The sequence below is a fragment of the Arenimonas sp. MALMAid1274 genome (assembly GCF_049195245.1).
In the GTDB taxonomy this organism is placed as follows: Bacteria; Pseudomonadota; Gammaproteobacteria; order Xanthomonadales; family Xanthomonadaceae; genus Arenimonas.
In genome coordinates, this window is record NZ_JBMIRR010000021.1 from 78,347 (window position 1) to 97,269 (window position 18,923).

Genomic DNA, 18,923 nt, shown 5'->3' on the forward strand with positions numbered 1-18,923 from the left:
CCTGTCCGCCCGGCGGCGGGTGTCAGTTCGGCGCGGGCCTGAGAAGCGATTCCCGCGTCGCACTGGCAACGCCGCAACCCGATAGACCGAGTTTGGAACTCGTCGGATGGTTACTGTCCGATGCTCACCGCAGGGACGAGGAGAAAGCGGGTGACCTTGCGCCGTGCGGGAGCGCGAGCTTTTCGCTCTCCTCGCCGGATGCGCTTCTCTCGAGATCGCCAAGAGCTCACACCCGCCGCCGGGCGGATAGGAGTTTCGAACTTGCCGTCCATCCAGTGCGCGACCAAGCGGATCGCGTGTCCAGGTGGACACGCACGCGCTGACGCGCGGGTGGCAGGTGTACAGAATCGTTTAACCGCCGGATCGGCAGGAGAGATGACCCGCCTTGGTCCTGATCGCACACGCGCAAGCATCGGAGCGCGCGGCCACGGGCCTTCCTCTGAGCACCCGCGCGGGTTGCACCGGCGGCGCCGTGGAAGCGAAGGTCACTTTCTGCGAAATAAAGGGCTTCACTGAGCAGAAACTGACCTTCGCTTCCGCGGTGACGCCGGCGCAATAAACCGCAACGCCGGCGCCAAACCCAGAAGCCTTACTTGGCCTTGCGGGCCTCGACGGTGATGTCGATGGTCACTTCGTCGCTGACCGCCGGCACGTAGCCGCCGATGCCGAAGTCACTGCGCTTGATGGTGGTGGTGGCGTCGAAACCCGCCGCCGGCACCTTGGCCATCGGATGCTCGCCGATCTTGTTGATGGTCACCGCCAGCACCACCGGGCGGGTGACGCCGTGGATGGTGAGGTCGCCGGCCACGTTGAGCTTGCCTTCGCCGGCCGCGGTGACCGCCGTGCTGGTGAAGGTGGCGGTCGGGAACTTGGCGGCGTCGAAGAAGTCCGGCGCCAGCAGGTGCGTGTCCAGCTTCTCCACGCCGGTGCTGATGCTCTCGACCGGAATCGTGATCTTGACGCTGGAGCGGGTCGGATCGGCGGCGTCGAACTGGAACTCGCTCTGCACCTGGTCGAAGCGGCCGGTGATGTTGGAGAAGCCCAGATGGTTGTAGGTGAACTCGACCTGGGTGTGGGTCGGGTCGATGGTGTAGGTCTCGGTGGCCTGGGCGGTGAAGGCGGCGGCGAGCAGGCTGGCAAGGACGAGGCGCTTGAACATGGTGGGGCTCCGGTGGGTGGGGTCAGTCGCCAGTGAGTGTAGGCATCCCGCCGATGCAACGCAGCCGGGACTTCGCAACGTATCGTTGCGTGACTGGCCGGACAAGGCCGGTTCCGGCAGCCTCCTGCGTGATTGTGGACGAGCCCGGCGCACCCCGGAGGCGATCCGGCTCCCGCAGCGCCGTCCGGCGCGCGGTCCCGAGTCTGGAGACACCGCATGTCCCGCAACGCCCTGTTCCTCGCCCTTCTCGCCACCGGCCTGGCGGCTACCGCCCAGGCCAGCGACAGCTTCCGCTCGCCGCCGACCAGTGAATCCAAGGCGGCCGGCCGCCTGGCGGCGGCGCGCGCCGATCGCCTGGAAAAAGCCGGCGGCGCCGCCGTTGCCGCCGCCCCCACCGTCGCCGAAGTGGGCGACGCCGATTCCTTCGGCAAGAACCTCAAGTGGATCGGCCTGGTCTCGAGCTTCATCCAGCTCTCGCCCGACTGCACCCCGCCGGTCGGCGAGCCGGGCGACCCCAACTGCGTCACCCTGGCCCCCGCCGGGACCACCACCGTGATCAACGCGCCCAACCTGGCCAGCATCACCCTGCCCGGCCGCAGCAGCCAGACCCTGCTCTGCCACTGGCAGACCCCGATCGTCCAGTACAACGTGGGCAACTTCACCGGTGCGCCGGGCAACTACCAGTTCCGCGTCACCCCCACGTACCGCATCGAAAGCGACGTGCTGGACGACCCGGCGCTGATCAACCCGGTCACCGGCGCCGCCTTCGGTGGCTACATCGACACCGCCCTCACCGCCATCAACGAGTCGGGCAGCATCGGCAGCGGCGAGAGCTTCTTCCGCACCGAGACCGGCACCCGCATGTGCATCGGCGCCATCGTCAGCAAGGCTTCGCTGATGAACCAGTACGGCCTGACCGAGCAGCAGGCCAAGCGCTTCTTCCGTCGTCCGATCACCATCACGGTCGGCCTGACGGGCACGGCGCGGCTGGTTGAATTCGCCAACATCAACTTCGGCACCCGCTTCGTCGGCGACGGCGACTGATCGTCCCGCCCCCGGTGGCAACACGACGGCGCCCTCGCGGCGCCGTCGTTTTTCCGGCTACCCTGCCGGCATGTCCGATGCTTCCGTCCCCTGGTCCCTGCACGATGGCGCCGCCGGCCACCGCCAGCAGGTGCTGGCGCTGGCCCGCGCATTGGGGCCGGAGCCGCGCGAGTTTTTGCTGCGCACCGCGGCCCCCTGGTCCTGGCTGGCGCCGCGGCGCCTGCCGGGCGCCGAGCACGCGTTCGGCCCGGAGTTCATGGCGGCCATGACGCAGCCGCCGGCGCTGGCCCTGGGCTGCGGCCGCCGCGCGGCCCTGGCCACGCGCCTGCTGCGCGCGCGCGGCGCGCGGGTCGTGCAGGTGCTGGATCCGCGGCTCGATCCCGCGCTGTGGGATGTGGTGGTGGCGCCGGAACACGACGGCCTGCGCGGTCCCAACGTCATTACGCTGTGCGGCAGCCTGCACCCGGTGGACGAAGCCTGGCTGGCGGCCGCGCGCGCGGACTTCCCGCACCTGGGCACCTTGCCCTCGCCCCGCACCGCCGTGCTGCTGGGCGGGCCGACCGCCGCGGTGCGCTTCGACCGCGGCGCCTTCGAAGTGATGGCGGCCAAGCTCGAGCGCATGCTGGCGCGCGACGGCGGCAGCCTGCTGGTGGTCGGGTCGCGCCGCACGCCCGCGCCGATCGCGCAGCTCGCCCGCGCGTACTGGGCCGACACGCCGGGACTGCGCTGGTTCGACCCGGGCGACGGTGCCAACCCGTACGCCGGCGCGCTGGCCTGGGCCGACCGGGTGGTGGTGTCGCCCGACTCGGTGAACATGGTCTCGGAAGCCTGCGCAACCGACGCACCCGTGTACGTTGCCGAACCGGGCCGCGCCACCGGGCGCGTGCGCGCCTACCTGGACGAGCTGCTGCGCCGCGGCCGCATCCGCGCCCAGGACGGCCGACCGGAAGCCTTCACCGCACAACCCCTGCGCGAAACCGCCCGGGTGGCGGACCAGGTGCGGGAGCGGCTCGGCCGCTAGCAGGCGCCAGGGTTGTGGGTGCCGCGACGCGTGGCGAGGCGTCGAAGTGCCGCCTCAGGCGAAGGCCAACCCATGCGCGGTGCAGGCCTTGCGGATCACCTCGCGCGCCGCCTCCAGCGCTTCGTCGTGCGGCACCAGCCGCGGACGCTGGTCCAGCGTGCAGTCCAGGCCCAGGCCCAGCAGGTGCAGATGCGCCGCGCTCAGACGCGACAGCTCGGGGGCGGCCAGCAGTCCGGCATCGGCCAGGACCTGCAGCAGACCCGGCGTATCGCGCGGACCGCACAGCGCCGGATGCGTACCGGCATGCAGCAGCACCAGCGCCTGCAGCAGGAACTCCAGGTCCACCAGCCCGCCCTCGCCCTGCTTGAGGTCGAAGCGCAGCGTATTGCTGCGGTCGAGTTCGGTACGCATGCGCTGGCGCATCGCGACCACGTCGTTGCGCACCGTATCGGCGTCGCGCGACTGGGCCAGGGTATCGGCGCGGATGCGCTCGAACGCCGCGGCCACCGCAGCGGCACCCGCGATCGGCCGTGCGCGCACCAGCGCCTGGCGCTCCCAGGTCCAGGCGCGCTGGCTCTGGTAGTCGGCGAAGCTCTCCACGCTCGACACCAGCATGCCCTTGGCCCCGTCGGGTCGCAGCCTCACGTCGATCTCGTAAAGCTTGCCGGCGGCGGTGACCGTGCCCAGCAGGCTGACCAGCCGCTGCGCCAGGCGGGCGAAATAGCGGGTGGCGTCCAGCGGCCGTGCGCCATCGGACAAGGCGTCGGCGGGCGCGTCGTGCAGGAACACCAGGTCCAGGTCCGAACCGAAACCCAGCTCGGCGCCGCCGAGGCTGCCGTAGCCCAGCACTGCCAGTCCCGCGCCCGGCACGCGGCCGTGCGCCGCCACCACGTCGGCTTCGGCCACGCGCAGCGCGGCCCCGAGCAGCGCTTCGGCCAGGGCGGCCAGGGCGCGTGCGGCTTCGCCCGGCGGCACCCGCTGGCCCAGCGTCGCCAGGGCGATGCGGAACGCGATCGCCTGGCGCAGTTCGTTGAGCAGGTTCAACGCCACCTCGGTGTCGTGCACCGGCAGCGTGGCCAAGGCGGACTGCACCAGGGCCGGCATCTGCGCGGCGTCGGGCACCGCGCCGGCCGCGCGGGTGTCGAGCAGTTCGTCCAGCAGCAGCGGATGCGCGGCCAGGCGCTCGGACAGCAGCGCGCTGCGGGCGGTCACGTCGGCCAGCCGGGCCAGGGCCGCAGGCTGTTCTTCCAGCAGGGCCAGGTAGCTGGTGCGGCGGGTGATGGCCTGCAGCAGCGCCAGTCCGCGGGGAAGCGAGGCATCGGGCGCGTCGCTGCGCGCGGCGGCGGCGAGCAGTTCCGGCAGGACGTTGTCCAGGCGCTGGCGGCCACGCTCGGACAGTGCGCGCACCGCGGGCGTGCGCGCGAAGTCGCGCAGGCTTGCATCCAGCGTCGCGGCGTCGGCAAACCCGGCCTCGGCCAGCACCGCCTCGTCGCCGGCGTCGGGCAAGGCGCGCCAGTACTGCACCAGCGCGCTGGTGGGCGCACGCCGGCGGCGGCGTGCTTCCAGCAGGCCCGCGAACTCCTCGGCCACGACGCCGCGGTGTACATCCAGGGCCGCGAGCATGTCGCCCTCATCGCGATGGCCGAGCGCGCGCGCGATGCGCAGTCGCGAGACCGGGTCTTCCGGCAGCGCATGCACCTGCTGGTCGGCCAGCATCTGCACGCGGTTCTCCAGCCGGCGCAGGGCCCGGTAGGCCTCGGCCAGGCGCTGCGCGGTGGCAGGTGCGACATGGCCCGCCTCCGCCAGCGCCGACAGCGTGGGCAGCAGCGCGCGTCCGCGCAGCGCGGGCTCGCGGCCGCCGCGGATCAGCTGCAGCGCCTGCACCAGGAACTCGACCTCGCGGATGCCGCCCGGCCCCAGCTTGAGGTTGTCGGCCAATTCGCGCTTCTGCACTTCGGCCGCGATCAGCGCCTTCATTTCGCGCAGGCCGTCGAGCGCGCCGTAATCCAGGTAGCGCCGGTAGACGAAAGGTCGCAGCGTCGCCAGCAGGCGCTCGCCGGCCGCGGTGTCGCCGGCCACGGGGCGTGCCTTGATCCAGGCGTAGCGCTCCCAGTCGCGACCCTCGCGCTGGAAGTACTGCTCCATTGCGCCGAAGCTGAGCACCAGCCGGCCGCTGGCGCCGAACGGCCGCAGCCGCAGGTCCACGCGATGGCAGAAGCCGTCGGCGGTCACCTCGCCCAGCAATTGCGCCAGTCGCTGGCCCAGGCGGGTGAACCAGGCCTCGGCATCCAGGGCACGCGCGCCGTCGCTCTGCCCGTGTTCGGGGAAGGCGTACACCAAGTCCACGTCGGAGCTGAAGTTGAGCTCGCCGCCGCCGAGCTTGCCCAGCCCGAACACCACCAGCGACTGCCGCTCGCCGTCGGCGCTGCGCACCTGGCCATGGCGCAGCGCCAGCGACTCGGTCAGCGCGTCCACGCCGGACTGCAGCGCCAGATCGGCGATGCGGCTGCTGCCCGCCAGCGTGGCATCCACGTCGTCGAGTCCGTGCAGGTCGCGCCAGACCAGACGGGTGGAAGCGGCGGCGCGCCAGCGGCGCAGCTGCGCGGGCCAGTCGGCCTCCTGGCCCGGCGACAGCGCCGGACGCTCCACCTGCGCCTGGTCCAGGCTGTCGAGCAGGTCGGGCTGCCGGCACAGCGTGTCAATCGCGAAATCGCTGCACAGCGCCAGCGATTCGATCGCGGCGCGGCGCGCGTCGGTGGCCAGCGCCTGTGGCGCGCGCTCGGCCAGTCGCGCCAGGGCGCGGTCAATCAGGGCGGCGAGCGCGGCCTCGGAGGAAGGATGGGCGGGCATGCGCGGATTCTGTCACGCGCGGCCGGGCCGTAAAAAAAGAAAAGCCCGCAGCGCTAAAGCGGCTGCGGGCTTCTCGCTCCCTCCCCCACGTCGGAAGCGCAGGCATCGTGGCTTGGCCCGCGGGCCGATGCACGTTGCACTGCAACATTGCGGTCATGCCCTCCCGGTCAGAGCACCAGCCAGGTCACCAGGCCCAGGAAACTGCCCATGCTGACCACGTCGGTCAGGGTGGTCAGGAAGATGCTGGAGGCGGTGGCCGGGTCGGCGCCCAGCCGCTTGAGGATCAGCGGAATCAGCGAGCCCGACAGGCCCGCGATCATGCAGCTCAGAGCCATGGCCACCAGCGTGATCAGGCCCAGCATGAGGCCGTCGCTGCCGCCGTCGCGCGACACCACCCAGTACATGGCTGCGCCCGCCAGCGCACCGGTGACGGTGCCGTTGAGCAGCCCCAACAGCGCCTCCTTGCTCACCAGCCTGGCCACGCCCATGCCGCGCAGCTCGCCCAGGGTCATGCCGCGCAGCATCACCGCCAGCGCCTGGCAGCCCAGGTTGCCGCTCTGCCCGCCCAGCACCGGCAGGAACACCGCCAGCACCACCACGCGGTTGATCGTCTCCTCGAAATAACCCACCACCGCCGCCGCCACGAACACCGTGAGCAGGTTCACCAGCAGCCAGGGATTGCGGAACCGGAAGGCGCGCCACAGCGGCGTGGCCAGGCGCTCTTCCTTCTCCACGCCGACCATCGCGCCGGCCTGCGCGGAAATCTCGAAAGCCTGCTGCTCGAACAGCACCTGGCCGCGCACCTGGCCGACGAGGCGGCCATCGTCCTCGCAAACCGGATAGACCGGGTAGTGGCGCGTCACCACCTCGCGCATCGCATCCACCAGCGTCATCTTCGGCCGCAGGCAGAAGGGCGAGCGGATCATGATGTCGTCCAGGCTCACCTCGCGCTCGGCATACAGCAGGTCGCGGAAGGCGACCACGCCCAGCAGGTGCTGCCGGGCATCCACCACCCACAGGTAGGTGACCAGCCTTTCCTTGACCACCTTGCGCAGCGCCTCGATCGCCACCGAAACCCGGGTGCCGCTGGTGAACACCGCGGGCGGGTCCTCCAGCAGGCGGCCGACGGTGCCTTCCTCGTAGCGCTGCGCGTCGGTCCAGTCGGTGCCCGCGGGCGCGGCCGCCATGATGCGGGTGCGCCAGGCCGGGTCCATCGCCGCCAGCAGGTTGTTGGCCCGCGCCGGCGGCATCGCGGCCAGCAGCCGGGCGATCTCGGCCGGGTCGACGTCGTCCAGGCGCTTGAGCGCGGTCTGGGTATCGAGGGCGGCGACGCGCTTGGCCAGCGACGGCGGCTCGGACAGGGTTGGGGCAGGTGGGTTCACAGGCATCTCCGGGCAGCGCCCTTGAAAACGGCTTAAGCCTAGCCCACCGGACATCACGATGCCTGCACCCACGTGCCCCGGCGTTTGAGACAATCGCCGCCTCGCACCCCACGGCGAACCCTCCATGTCCCTGCGTACTGCGGCCCTGCCGCCGATCCTGCTGTGCCTGCTGCTCGCCGCCTGCGCGGGGGACGAGGCCCCGGCCACCGCCCCCACCAGCCTCACGGTCAGCGTCGCCACGCCCGTGCAGGCCTCGCTGCCGCGACGTATCACCGCCTCCGGGTCGATCGCCGCCTGGGAGCAGATGGCGCTGGGCGTGGAGCTGTCCGGACAGCGCGTGGCCGAGGTGCTGGTCGAGGTCGGCGACACCGTGAAGGCCGGCCAGCCGCTGCTGCAGCTGGACACGCGCAGCCTGCAGATGGAGCTGCGCCAGGCCGAAGCCGTGCTGGCGCAGGCCGATGCCAACCTGGTGGTGGCCAGCGCGAATGCGCGCCGCGGCGAAATCCTCAAGCGCGAGCGCCTGGTCGCCGCCAGCGAAGCCGACCAGCTGATCGCCGGCGAACTCACCGCCCGGGCGCAGCGCCAGACGGCGCAGGCACAGCTTGAAAACGCGCGGCTGCGCCTGGGCTTCGCCACCCTGCGCGCGCCCGACGACGGCGTGATCTCGCAGCGCCTGGTGCAGCCGGGCCAGGTGGTGCAGGCCGGCGTGGAGATGCTGAGCCTGATCCGCGACGGCCGCCTGGAGTGGCGCGCCGAATTGCCCGAGGCCGAACTGATCCGGATCACGCCGGGCGTCGAAGTGGAGCTGCGCGGGCCCGACGGCGCCGCCGTCGCCGGTCGCGTGCGCGCGGTGTCGCCCTCGCTCAACGTGCAGAGCCGCACCGGCGTGGTCTACGCCGACCTGCCGCAGCCGGGCGCGCTGCGCGCCGGCATGTATGCCCAGGGCGACCTGGTGCTGGGCAACCTGCCCGCGCGCACCGTGCCCGACCAGGCCATCGTCGAGCGCGACGGCTACCGCTACGTGTTCGTGCTGGGCGAGGGCAACGTGGTGTCGCAGCGCCGGGTCGAGCTGGGCGTGCGCCAGGACGGCCTGGTGCAGGTGCTGGACGGCCTGGAGGCCGACGAGCAGGTGGTGGTCGAGGGCGCGGGCTTCCTGTCCGACGGCGACCGCGTCCGCGTGGTGGCCGCCACCGGGGGCCCCGCCGGATGAATTTCTCGGCCTGGTCCATCAACCGGCCGCTGCCGGCGATCCTGCTCTTCATCCTGCTGACCATCGTCGGCCTGTTCGGCTACCAGCAGCTGGCGGTGTCGCGCTTCCCGGACGTGTCCTACCCGGGCGTCACCGTGACGGTGGCGCTGCCGGGCGCCACGCCCAGCCAGCTCGAGACCGAGGTGACGCGCAAGATCGAGGACTCGGTGGCCAGTCTTGCCGACATCAACAAGCTGGTCAGCACTGTCACCGAAGGCGTGTCCACCACCTTCGTCGAGTTCCGCATCGGCAAGGACCTCAACGAATCACTCGACGAAGTGCGCGACGCGGTCACACGCGTGCGCGCCGACCTGCCGGGCGACATCGAAGAGCCCATCGTCGCCAAGATCGAGATCGTCGGCGGCACCCTGGTCACGTATGCCGTTTCCTCGGACACGCTGGGCGAGGACGAGCTGAGCTGGTTCGTCGACAACGAGGTCAACAAGAAGCTGTTCTCGGTGCGCGGCGTCGGCAGCGTGGTGCGCAGCGGCGGCATCACCCGCGAGGTGCAGGTGGACCTGCGCCCGGGCGTGCTGGCGGCGTATGGCCTGACCGCCGGCGACGTGTCCAACCAGCTGGCGCGTTCGCAGCTCGAGCGCTCGGGCGGCCGCGCCACCCAGGGCAGCAGCGAGCAGGCGATCCGCGCGGTCGGCACCGTGGACAGCGCGGCCATGCTGCGCCAGTTCCCGATCGTGCTGCCCGACGGCCGCCAGCTGCCGCTGTCGTCGCTGGCGGAGGTGACCGACGGCCATGCCGAACGGCGCCAGCTGGCCATGGTGGACGGCAAGCCGGTGGTCAGCTTCGGCATCAGCCGCACCCGCGGCTCCAGCGAGATCGCGGTCGGCGAAGGCGTCGAGGAGGCCATCGCCGAACTGCAGGCGGCGCATCCGCGCGTCAAGTTCTCGATGGTCAGCACCGCCATCGACGAAGTGCGCGCGTCCTTCAGCTCGTCCATGACCATGCTGTGGGAAGGCGCGCTGCTGGCCGTGCTGGTGGTCTGGTGGTTCCTGCGCGACTGGCGCGCCACCTGGATCTCGGCGCTGGCGCTGCCGCTCTCGATCATCCCCACCTTCGGCGTCATCTGGCTGCTGGGCTTCAGCCTCAACATGATCACGCTGCTGGCGCTGGCGGTGGTAGTGGGCATCCTGGTGGACGACGCCATCGTCGAGGTGGAGAACATCGACCGCCACCTGGCCATGGGCAAGTCGCCCAAGGTCGCGGCCACCGATGCCGCCGACGAGATCGGCCTGGCCGTGATCGCCACCTCGGCCACGCTGGCGGCGGTTTTCGTGCCGGTGGCCTTCATGCCCGGCATCGCCGGCAAGTTCTTCCTGGAGTTCGGCTGGACCGCGGCCACGGCGGTGCTGTTCTCGCTGATGGTGGCGCGCCTGCTGACGCCGATGATGGCGGCCTACCAGCTCAAGCCCAAGCCGCACGCCGAGAAGGAATCGGCGCTGATGGGCCGCTACCTGCGGCTGGTGGAATGGGCGCTGGCGAATCGCATCAAGACCCTGGGCCTAGCCCTGCTGATGTTCATCGGCTCGCTGGGCCTGCTGCCCTTCATCCCCGCGACGTTCATCCCCGGCTCGGACCTGGGCCGCAGCAACCTCAGCCTGGAGCTGCCGCCCGGCGCGCGCCTGGAGCAGACCGCGGCGATGAGCGAACGCGCCCGCGCCCTGATCAGCGACCTGCCGGAACTGCGCCAGACCTACGCCACCGTCGGCGGCGTGCTCGACCTGGGCGACCCGGCCGTGAGCGGCATCAGCGAAGTGCGCAAGGTGACGATGGTGCTCGACTGGGGCCCGGACTCCGGCCGCGACCGCACGCAGAAGGAGCTCGAGCGGGAAGTGCGCGAACGCCTGGCCACCCTGCCCGGCGTGCGCCAGCGCTTCCTGAGCAGCGAACCGGGCGAACAGCTGATGCTGGTGCTCAGCGGCGACGACCCGCAGCGCCTGTACCAGGCCGCAGGCGAGTTCGAACGCGACCTGCGCTCGATACCCGGGCTGGGCACGGTCAGCTCCACCGCCTCGCTGCTGCGGCCCGAGCTGGTGATCGTGCCGGATGCGCGCCGCGCCGCCGACCTGGGCGTATCCACGGTGGATATCGCCGAGGCCGCGCGCATCGCCACCAACGGCGACTTCCGCCAGCGCCTGGCCAAGCTCAACCTGCCCGACCGCCAGGTGCCGATCCGCGTTCGGCTGTCGGAGGAAGGCCTGTCCGACGAGGCGCTGCTGTCGCTGCTGCGCGTGCCCAGCGCCAAGGGCGGCACGGTGCCGCTGTCGGCGGTGGCGGAGGTGCGCACCGGCTCGGGCCCGTCGCAGGTGGACCGCTTCGGCCGCCAGCGCAACATCACCTTCACCGCCGAACTCAACGGCCGGCCGCTGGGCGAGGTGATGGCCGAGGTGGAGAAGCTGCCGTCGCTGCAGCGCCTGCCGCCCGGCGTGCAGGTGCAGAACAGCGGCGACTCGGAGATCTTCATCGAACTGTTCGTCGGCTTCGCCCTGGCCATGGGCGCGGGCCTGTTCTGCGTCTACGCGGTGCTGCTGCTGTTGTTCAACCACGCCAGCCACCCGCTGATCATCCTGATGGCGGTGCCGCTGTCGGCGGGCGGCGCCTTCGGCCTGATGCTGGTGACCGGCACCCTGCTGTCGCTGCCCGCGCTGATCGGCCTGCTGATGCTGATCGGCATCGCCACCAAGAACTCGATCCTGCTGGTGGACTACGCGGTGATCGCCGAGGACCAGCACGGCATGAGCATGCACGATGCGCTGGTGGACGCCTGCCGCAAGCGCGCGCGCCCGGTGATCATGACCACCATCGCCATGACCGCCGGCATGCTGCCGATCGCGCTGGGCTTCGGCGCCGACGCCGCGTTCCGCCAGCCGATGGCCGTGGCGGTGATCGGCGGCCTGATCACGTCCACCCTGCTGAGCCTGGTGGTGATCCCGGCGGCGTTCGCGGCGATGGAGGACTTCACCCGGCGCTTCACCCGCCGCAGGGCCACGCCCGCCTAGGGCAGCGCGGGCTCGGTCGGGGTGATGCCGGCGCAGGCTTCCACCGCCGGCTCGTGCGGGCGCTTGCACAGTTCGTCCAGCAGCTTCTGCAGGTTCTGCGCCAGGTACTCCTCGGGCTGGCGCATCTTGCCCAGCAGGGCCACGCCCTGCTGCAGCGCCTGGCCGGCGCCCTGCGGGTCGCCCGACATCAGGCGGGCGCCGCCCAGCGTGGACACCGCCATGATCTGGTTGCCGGTGGGCTCGGGATACAGCCGCGCCGACATCGCTACCGATTCCTCGGCCTGTGTCTTCGCCAGGTTGAATTTCTTCAGGCGCATGGCCTGGATTGCCACCGAGTTCATCGCGGTCACCAGCATCGGGTGGTCGCCCTTGAACGCGCGACGGCGCATGGCCAGCGACTGCTGCCAGAGCTCGAACGCCTTCTCGGCCTCGCCGCGCTCGGCCACCAGGAAGGCATGGTTGTTGATCAGGCTGGCCAGCTCGGGGCTGCCGCGCGGGTAGACGCGCTCCAGTCCCTTGCGCGCCTGCGTGTAAAGCGTCTCCGCACGCGCCAGGTCGCCCAGGCCGTGCGCGGTGTAGGCCAGGTTGCCCACCAGCAGGTAGGGTTCGGACGGCATGGCCTCGGGATCGGGATGCGCCTTGAGCTGCACCTCGGCGCGGCGCAGCAGTTCGTCAGCCTTCTCGTAGTCCTCGTTGAACATGTGGAAGTTGCCGAGGTTGTTGAGCACGATGCCGTAGAAGGGGTCGTCCTGCAGGCGCTGTTCTTCCATGCTTGCCAGCACCCGGCGGAACAGCGCCTCGGCCTCGTCGTTGCGGCCCTGCGAATGCCGCAGCTGCGCCTGGCCTTCCAGGATGCGCAGCGTGCGCACGTCGCCGGCGCCGTAGGCGGCCGTGCTTTCGTCCAGCGCAAATTGCAGCTGTTCTTCGGCCAGGTCCAGCTTGTAGCGGCTGATCATGCCGTAGCCCAGTGCGAAGCGGATGCGCGAGGACAGGTCGGGGCGGTCGGCGAAGCGCGGGCCGACCTTGACCACGGCCTCGTCCACCGCCTGGCTCATCGTGATTTCGCTGCCGGCGTTGAACGGATCCGAGGAGCGGATCACGTCCATCAGGAAGTTGTTGATGCGGGTGGCGTCGTTGGCCGCGCGGCGCGCCTGGTCGGCCTGCCAGAATGCGAACGCGGTGGTGCCCAGGATCGCCAGCAGCGCGAGGCTGGCGGCGATCGCGCCGAGGCGGTGCCGCGCCAGGAACTTGCCCACCCGGTAGGCCGCCGAATCCGGCCCGGCCTGCACCGGCATGCCGTCGAGGTAGCGGCCGATATCGTCGGCCAGCTCCTGCGCCGAGCCGTAGCGGCGCGTGGCGTCCTTGTGCATGGCCTTGGCGACGATGCGCTCGACGTCGTCCACGATCATCGCCCGGCGCGCGCGGCGCTCGTCCTCGGTCAGCGGCGCCTTGTCCAGCATGCGCCGCATCGGCTCGGGCTGCAGGTCGCAGACCACGTGCTCGGCTTCCGACGGCCGCAGGCCGGCCAGTTCGTAGGGACGCATGCCGGTGACCAGCTGGTACAGCACCACGCCCAGCGAATACACGTCCGAGCTGGTGGTCAGCGGCTGCTGGCGCACCTGTTCCGGGCTGGCGTAGGCCGGCGTCATCGCCGACAGCGCGGTGCCGGGGCTGCCGCCCAGCGGTTCACGCTCCAGGATCTTGGCGATGCCGAAATCCAGCAGGCGCGGCTCGCCGTCCACGCCCACCAGGATGTTGTCGGGCTTGAGGTCCCGGTGCACGATCAGGTGGCGGTGCGCTTCCTGCACGCCGTCGCAGACTTTGCGGAACAGCGCCAGCCGCTGGCGCACGTCCAGCTTGCGCTCCTTGCAGAAGTCGGTGAGCGAGATGCCGTCGACGTACTCCATCACCAGGTAGGGAATGCCGCTGGCGGTGCTGCCGCCGTCGAGGATGCGCGCGACGTTGGGGTGGTTCAGGCGCGCCAGGATCGCGCGCTCGTCCTCGAAGCGGGCGATCAGCTGGCGGCGGAAGTCCGCCGCGCCCAGCATGTGCACCGGCCGCACCAGCTTGATCGCCACCTGCTGCTCGTACACGTCGTCGGCGCGACGGCCCAGGTAGACCACGCCCATGCCGCCCGATTCCAGCGGCTTGAGCAGCTCGTAGTTGCCCAGCCGCTCACCGACTTTCGGGAATTTCGGCGGCACTTCCTCGGTGAGCACCGCGGTCTCTTCCAGGAAGCTGCCCGCGGCCTTCTCGGCATCGAGCAGGCGCAGCACGCCCGACTGCACTTCCGGCGCCAGGCCCTGGCCCGACAGCCAGGCGATGCGTTCCGACGGCGGCTGTTCCAGCGCCTGTTCGAAGACCTGCAGTACCTTGAGTTCCAGCGACGTGCTCATGCGATTCCCGGGTTCCCCGCCCGCCCGTTTCCGGCCGACACTAGCAGAAGGCGGCAAACCGGGGCCGACCGGCTCAGCGCCGGTCGCCGCTGCTAGACTCGGGCCATGTCCGGAGACGTGACTTCCCTGCTGGCGGCCTGGCGCCAGGGCGATGCCGAGGCCAGGGATCGCCTGGTGCGCATCGTCTATCCCGAACTGCGCGCGCTGGCCGATCGCCAGCTGCGCGGCGAACGCGCCAACCACACCCTGCAGCCCACGGCCCTGGTCAACGAAGCCTACCTGCGGCTCTCGGGCCTGCAACGCATCGACTGGCAGGACCGCGCCCACTTCGTGCGCATGGCCGCGCGCCTGATGCGCGAGATCCTGGTGGACCACGCGCGCCGCCGCGATGCCGCCAAGCGCGACGGCGGCCAGCGCGTCACCCTGACCGGCCTGGAGCTGCCGGCCGAGGAAGCGCCGGTGGACGTGATCGCGCTCGACGGCGCCCTGGCCCGGCTGGAGCTGCTCGACCCCGACAAGGCGCGCCTGGTGGAGCTGCGCTATTTCGGCGGCCTCACCATCGAGGAAACCGCTGAAGCCATGGGCTCGTCGCCGGCCACCGTGAAGCGCCAGTGGCAGGCGGCCCGCGCCTGGCTGTTCCATGCCCTGAGCACGGCCGGCTGAGCCCACGCCCCGGGCGTGAGCCGGTTTGCCGCCCTTCCCCGCCCTAGCCTGCAGGACCGGAGAAAAACCATGCACAGCTCGCCGATACGACCCACCCGCCTGGCCCTGGCCAGCCTTGCCCTGGCCCTGGCGGCCTGCGGCGCCAACCCGCAGGCCGACGAGGCAGCCGCTGCCGGCAAGCAGGCGGCCCTGGACGCCGCAGGCAAGGGCGGCAAGTCCACGCCCGACGCGATGCCACCTGGCTACGGCGGCAACGATCCAGCGAACGCCGGGGGGGTCGCCGCGAACGGCGACGGCACCGCCCGCGGCAGCGACCCCGCCTGGGTGCCTGCCGCGAACGGCGCACAGGCTGCAGCCGTCGGCGCACAAGGCGCCACCGGCAGCGGGTTGCAGCGCGTCGCGGTGATCGACCCCAATGGTTTCGAGAAGCCGATGCCTGCGCTGTGGGTGGAACTGCCCGCCGGATGGCGTACCGAGGGCGGCGTGCTGTGGAATGCACAGGCGCCCTGTGGCGCCACGCCCAGCTTCCAGTGGCGCGCGCAGTCGCCCGACGGCCGCCAGAGCCTGCAGATGCTGCCGGCCGAAGCCTGGAGCTGGGACAACCTGGGCATGGACATCCAGGGCAGCTGCCCGCGCTGGCAGATCACCGACGTGCGCGCCTACCTGCAGTCCTTCGTGCAGCGGCACCGCCCCGGCGCGCGGGTGCTCGACTTCCGCGCGCGCAACGACCTGATCCGCAGCGCGCCGCCGCCGTCCGACGGCCAGACCCGGTTCTGGAAGGAAGGCGGTGAAGTGCTGATCGCCTACGCCGGCCCGCAGGGCGAGATGCGCGAAAGCATTAGCGTGGTCGTGCAGTTCATGGAAAACACCCTGATGGGCGTGATGCCCGGCGAAGTGCGCAAGTTCTACAGCGGCATCGCCGCCGCGCCGGTGGTGGCCACGGCCCCCAACGGCCAGCTGGACCTGGCGCTGGTGGGCCACTTCTCGTCCACCGCGCAACCCGATCCGCAGTGGCAGGCGCGCATGAACCGGCACAACACCCAGATCGCACGCCGCGGCGTGCAGGCGCAGGCGCAGCGCGGCGCGATCATCGCCGAGACCACCGCCGAGATCGGCCGCATCAACGACGCCGGCATCGCCAGCAGCAACGCCAGCAGCGATGCCATCCACCGCGCCACCATCGACGGCATCAACAACGTCGACCGCTACACCGACCCCACCACCGGTGACGAGGTGCAGCTGGACAACCGCTACGACCACGCCTGGCGCACCAATGCCGGCACCTACTTCCAGACCAACGATCCCAACCTCAATCCCCAGGTGGACCTGGGCATCGAAGCCGAACAGATGGAGCGCAGCGAATGAAGACTTCTCCCGTGATCCGACCGGTCGGCGCGATGCTGGCGATGGCGATGCTGGCGGCGATGACGCCGGCGGCGGCCCAGGACAGCTTCGGCCAGGCGCCGCAGCAGCAACAGCAACAGCAGCAGCAGCAGCCTCAGTATCCGCCGCAACAGCAGTACCCGCAGCCGCAGCCGCAACCACAGCCTTATCCCCAGCCGCAGCCTCAACCGCAGCCACAGCCGTACGCCCAGCCGCAGCCCTACGGCCAGCCGGCGCCGGGCCCGCAGGGCAACGACCAACTCGCGCGCCTGGTGCAGATGGAGCGCCAGGACATGGGCGTGGCGCCGACGGCGCAGCTCAAGACCGGCGGCATGCACGGCCCCACCCCGACGTCGGTGCCCGGCGGCCGCCTGATCACCACGCCCGAACTGGTGCAGCTGCTGCAGAACCCTGGCGCCCAGGCCATGGTGTTCGACGTGCTCGGCGGCCCGCAGCAGTTGCCCAACGCGATCCCGGTGGTGCCGGCGTCGCAGCCGGGCGATTTCCAGGACCAGACCCAGCGCGAGTTCGGCCAGTACCTGCAGCAGGCCACGCAGGGCCGCAAGGACCGGCCGATGGTGTTCTATTGCCAGAGCACGCAGTGCTGGATGTCGTACAACGCGGCGCTGCGCGCGATCAACCTGGGCTACACGCAGGTGTACTGGTACCGCGGCGGCATCGAGGCCTGGCAGCAGGCGGGCGGCCCGCTGCAGGGCCAGGGCGGGCCGCGGCCGCAGAACGGACCGCCGCCGGGCAGCGCGATGCCCCCGCGCACCTGAGTGCTGCCGGGGCCGGGCTGGCCACGGCCCGGTCCTCGCGCTTCATCCTGCGTTTTCGCCGTGGGCGTTAGGGTCGGTGCATGCCCCCGATCCGCCTGAGCCTGGTCATCCCTGCCTGGAACGAAGCCCAGCGCCTGCCGCGCCTGCTCGACAGCGTGGACGCAGCGCGGGCCAACTGGCGCCGGCACGGCGGCAGTGATGACGACATCGAACTGATCGTGGCCGACAACGGCTCCACCGACGGCACCGCCGCGGTGGCGGCGGCGCGCGGCTGCCACGTGGTGACCGTGGAGAAGCGAGCCATCGCCGCCAGCCGCAACGGTGGCGCGGCCCGCGCCCGCGGCGAAGTGCTGTGCTTCGTGGATGCCGACAGCGTGCTGCACCCGGACGTGTTCCTGGCGGTATCGGCCGCGATGCAGGACCCGGCCGTGGTCGGCGGCGCTTCGGGCGTGGACATGGAGCGCTGGTCGCTGGGCATCGCCCTCACCGTGGCGATGGCGCTGCCGGTGGTGTGGATGACCGGCTTCGACACCGGCCTGGTGTTTGCGCGGCGCGCGGATTTTGAACGGCTTGGCGGCTACGACGAGACCCGCCGCGTCGCCGAGGACGTGGATTTCATGGTGCGGCTGCGGCGGCTGGGCCGCACCCGCGGCCAGCATCTGACGCGCCTGCGCCGGGTACGCACGATCACGTCCACGCGCAAGTTCGACCAGCACGGCGACTGGCACTACTTCACGCGCATGCCCGCAGTGATGTGGCAATTGCTGCGCGACCCACGCTCGCTCGGGCAGTTCGCACACGACTACTGGTACGGCAAGCGTTGATGCGCTGGCGCCGGCGTGTGCCGGCGCCAGGGCCAGGGCCTACTTCGCGAGGCGGGCGACGAGTTCGGCGTTGAAGGCGCGACCGGCGCGCAGCATGGCGGCTTCCGTCGCTGCCCAGTCCGGGGTCATGGTGTAGCCGGTGCGGTCGCTGCCGCCCAGGCCGCCGACAAAGCGCAGCACGTTTTCCGCAGTGCCCGCCTTGGAACCCGCGATCTCGGCCAGCTCGCCGATGTCGCCGTCCACCACCAGACCGGCCGGCGGCACGTTGATGTTGCCCCAGCCGCCCTTCGCGCCGTTCAGGTCGGCGCGCGCGCTGAACCACAGGCCGCTGGTGGCCTCGGTGCCCAGCTGGCGCGAATCGGTCTCGGCCACGGTGCCCGGCGCGAAGCTGTAGACGATGTTGAAGCTGATGCCCGCCTTGCCCTTGAGGAACTTCATGATGGCCATGCCGTTGCTGATCGCCTTGGGATCCGCCGGCTGCGCGCCGGGCAGCGCGATCACCGCGAAGTCCTGCGCGTTCACCGTGTCGTTGTACTTGAACAGCGGCACGCCCAGTTCGGCGTTGTTGGCCAGGGTCTTGAGCTGCGGCAGGTCGCCGCCCATTTCGGCGCGCGTGGTGGCCTGCCAGCCGGCGGCCTCGAAGCGCGCCTCCAGGTCGGCCTCCAGCGCCACCAGCACGCGCTCGAGTACCTCGCGGTCCAGCGGCGCGAAGATCTCCTTGCTCGACTTGTGCTTGCGGAACACGCCGCCGGTGGCCGTGGCCTTGCTGCGCATGGCCCAGCGCAGCTGCACGGCGGAGAAGATCGCGATCGGATCTTCCTTGCCTTCGATGCGGCCGATGTAGGTTTCCAGCGCCTTGGGCGCGCTGAACAGCGGCTCGGCGGGCTCCACGGCCTTGGGTGCGGCGGCGGCCTCCGGCGCAGCCGGCGCCACGGCGTCCTGCATCGGCGCGGCGGCGGGTGCGCCCGACATCGTCGCGGCCTCGGCCGGCGCGGCGGGCGCTACGGTGGCAGCCGCGGCCGCTTCCCCGGCGGAGGCTTGCGCGGTCTCGGTGGTTTCGTTTTTGGTTTCGGCGGGCGGATCCTGCGCCCAGGTCGCGGCCGCGAAGCAACCGCCCACGGCGAGCGCGACGCCCGCCAGCTTACGAACTTGCATGTGT

At 71.1% G+C, this 18,923-nt stretch carries 14 protein-coding genes; 9 read left to right on the forward strand and 5 right to left on the reverse strand.

Going from position 1 to position 18,923, the window contains the following annotated elements:
* Positions 1-385: 385 nt before the first annotated feature.
* Positions 386-559, forward strand: a complete 174-nt coding sequence (locus ACOQFR_RS01835) for a hypothetical protein (RefSeq protein WP_421377897.1) — start codon at positions 386-388, stop codon at positions 557-559.
* A 30-nt stretch (positions 560-589) separates the two neighbouring features.
* Here the strand turns inward: ACOQFR_RS01835 and ACOQFR_RS01840 are convergent, their stop codons facing one another.
* Complete coding sequence (locus tag ACOQFR_RS01840) at positions 590-1,159, reverse strand: YceI family protein (RefSeq protein WP_421377899.1); 570 nt, start codon at positions 1,157-1,159, stop codon at positions 590-592.
* A gap of 216 nt (positions 1,160-1,375) precedes the next feature.
* Between ACOQFR_RS01840 and ACOQFR_RS01845 the strand changes: the two genes are divergently transcribed.
* Both ACOQFR_RS01845 and ACOQFR_RS01850 read left to right on the forward strand, forming a co-directional pair.
* Complete coding sequence (locus tag ACOQFR_RS01845; protein ID WP_421377901.1) at positions 1,376-2,203, forward strand: hypothetical protein; 828 nt, start codon at positions 1,376-1,378, stop codon at positions 2,201-2,203.
* 70 nt (positions 2,204-2,273) lie between these two features.
* Positions 2,274-3,224 carry a mitochondrial fission ELM1 family protein gene (locus ACOQFR_RS01850; RefSeq protein WP_421377903.1) on the forward strand — a complete coding sequence of 317 codons (951 nt, stop codon included), beginning with the start codon at positions 2,274-2,276 and terminating at the stop codon, positions 3,222-3,224.
* A gap of 54 nt (positions 3,225-3,278) precedes the next feature.
* Here the strand turns inward: ACOQFR_RS01850 and glnE are convergent, their stop codons facing one another.
* The gene (gene glnE, locus ACOQFR_RS01855) at positions 3,279-6,074 is read right to left on the reverse strand and encodes a bifunctional [glutamate--ammonia ligase]-adenylyl-L-tyrosine phosphorylase/[glutamate--ammonia-ligase] adenylyltransferase (RefSeq protein WP_421377905.1); all 2,796 of its coding nucleotides are present in this window, start codon (positions 6,072-6,074) and stop codon (positions 3,279-3,281) included.
* Between the two features lie 167 nt (positions 6,075-6,241).
* On the reverse strand, positions 6,242-7,456 hold the full coding sequence (locus ACOQFR_RS01860; protein ID WP_421377907.1) for a magnesium transporter: 1,215 nt from the start codon (positions 7,454-7,456) through the stop codon (positions 6,242-6,244).
* Positions 7,457-7,580: 124 nt separating this feature from the next.
* On the opposite strand from ACOQFR_RS01860, the gene ACOQFR_RS01865 reads away from it, so the two are divergent.
* Together ACOQFR_RS01865 and ACOQFR_RS01870 are read left to right on the forward strand one after the other, a co-directional pair.
* Positions 7,581-8,666: an efflux RND transporter periplasmic adaptor subunit gene (locus ACOQFR_RS01865; RefSeq protein WP_421377909.1), complete on the forward strand. Its 1,086-nt coding sequence runs from the start codon at positions 7,581-7,583 to the stop codon at positions 8,664-8,666.
* A complete protein-coding gene (locus ACOQFR_RS01870; protein ID WP_421377911.1) occupies positions 8,663-11,719 on the forward strand; it encodes an efflux RND transporter permease subunit in 3,057 nt (1,018 codons plus the stop codon). The genes ACOQFR_RS01865 and ACOQFR_RS01870 overlap by 4 nt, the downstream gene beginning before the upstream one ends.
* Here ACOQFR_RS01870 and ACOQFR_RS01875 read toward each other — a convergent pair.
* The gene (locus tag ACOQFR_RS01875; protein WP_421377913.1) at positions 11,716-14,115 is read right to left on the reverse strand and encodes a protein kinase domain-containing protein; all 2,400 of its coding nucleotides are present in this window, start codon (positions 14,113-14,115) and stop codon (positions 11,716-11,718) included. The two genes, ACOQFR_RS01870 and ACOQFR_RS01875, sit on opposite strands and share 4 nt — an antisense overlap.
* 105 nt (positions 14,116-14,220) lie before the next feature.
* Between ACOQFR_RS01875 and ACOQFR_RS01880 the strand changes: the two genes are divergently transcribed.
* The 4 genes from ACOQFR_RS01880 to ACOQFR_RS01895 all read left to right on the forward strand — a co-directional run bounded on the left by ACOQFR_RS01880 (position 14,221) and on the right by ACOQFR_RS01895 (position 17,764).
* Entirely contained in the window at positions 14,221-14,778 is a 558-nt protein-coding gene (locus tag ACOQFR_RS01880) for a sigma-70 family RNA polymerase sigma factor (protein WP_421377915.1), read from the forward strand.
* Positions 14,779-14,847: 69 nt separating this feature from the next.
* A complete protein-coding gene (locus ACOQFR_RS01885) occupies positions 14,848-16,143 on the forward strand; it encodes a hypothetical protein (protein ID WP_421377918.1) in 1,296 nt (431 codons plus the stop codon).
* Positions 16,140-16,940, forward strand: coding sequence for a rhodanese-like domain-containing protein (locus ACOQFR_RS01890; RefSeq protein WP_421377920.1), 801 nt, complete (start codon positions 16,140-16,142; stop codon positions 16,938-16,940). Before ACOQFR_RS01885 ends, ACOQFR_RS01890 begins: the two co-directional genes overlap by 4 nt.
* A gap of 80 nt (positions 16,941-17,020) precedes the next feature.
* Positions 17,021-17,764, forward strand: coding sequence for a glycosyltransferase (locus tag ACOQFR_RS01895; RefSeq protein ID WP_421377922.1), 744 nt, complete (start codon positions 17,021-17,023; stop codon positions 17,762-17,764).
* Between the two features lie 39 nt (positions 17,765-17,803).
* On the opposite strand, the gene ACOQFR_RS01900 is transcribed toward ACOQFR_RS01895, so the two are convergent.
* A complete protein-coding gene (locus ACOQFR_RS01900) occupies positions 17,804-18,919 on the reverse strand; it encodes a hypothetical protein (RefSeq protein ID WP_421377924.1) in 1,116 nt (371 codons plus the stop codon).
* Positions 18,920-18,923 lie beyond the last annotated feature (4 nt).

Coding starts and splice junctions, on each gene's coding strand:
- ACOQFR_RS01845 (WP_421377901.1), top strand. CDS start 1,376: ATGTCCCGCAACGCCCTGTTCCTCGCCCTTCTCGCCACCGGCCTGGCG.
- glnE (WP_421377905.1), bottom strand. CDS start 6,074: ATGCCCGCCCATCCTTCCTCCGAGGCCGCGCTCGCCGCCCTGATTGAC.
- ACOQFR_RS01885 (WP_421377918.1), top strand. CDS start 14,848: ATGCACAGCTCGCCGATACGACCCACCCGCCTGGCCCTGGCCAGCCTT.
- ACOQFR_RS01840 (WP_421377899.1), bottom strand. CDS start 1,159: ATGTTCAAGCGCCTCGTCCTTGCCAGCCTGCTCGCCGCCGCCTTCACC.
- ACOQFR_RS01880 (WP_421377915.1), top strand. CDS start 14,221: ATGTCCGGAGACGTGACTTCCCTGCTGGCGGCCTGGCGCCAGGGCGAT.
- ACOQFR_RS01870 (WP_421377911.1), top strand. CDS start 8,663: ATGAATTTCTCGGCCTGGTCCATCAACCGGCCGCTGCCGGCGATCCTG.
- ACOQFR_RS01895 (WP_421377922.1), top strand. CDS start 17,021: ATGCCCCCGATCCGCCTGAGCCTGGTCATCCCTGCCTGGAACGAAGCC.
- ACOQFR_RS01875 (WP_421377913.1), bottom strand. CDS start 14,115: ATGAGCACGTCGCTGGAACTCAAGGTACTGCAGGTCTTCGAACAGGCG.
- ACOQFR_RS01865 (WP_421377909.1), top strand. CDS start 7,581: ATGTCCCTGCGTACTGCGGCCCTGCCGCCGATCCTGCTGTGCCTGCTG.
- ACOQFR_RS01900 (WP_421377924.1), bottom strand. CDS start 18,919: ATGCAAGTTCGTAAGCTGGCGGGCGTCGCGCTCGCCGTGGGCGGTTGC.
- ACOQFR_RS01890 (WP_421377920.1), top strand. CDS start 16,140: ATGAAGACTTCTCCCGTGATCCGACCGGTCGGCGCGATGCTGGCGATG.
- ACOQFR_RS01850 (WP_421377903.1), top strand. CDS start 2,274: ATGTCCGATGCTTCCGTCCCCTGGTCCCTGCACGATGGCGCCGCCGGC.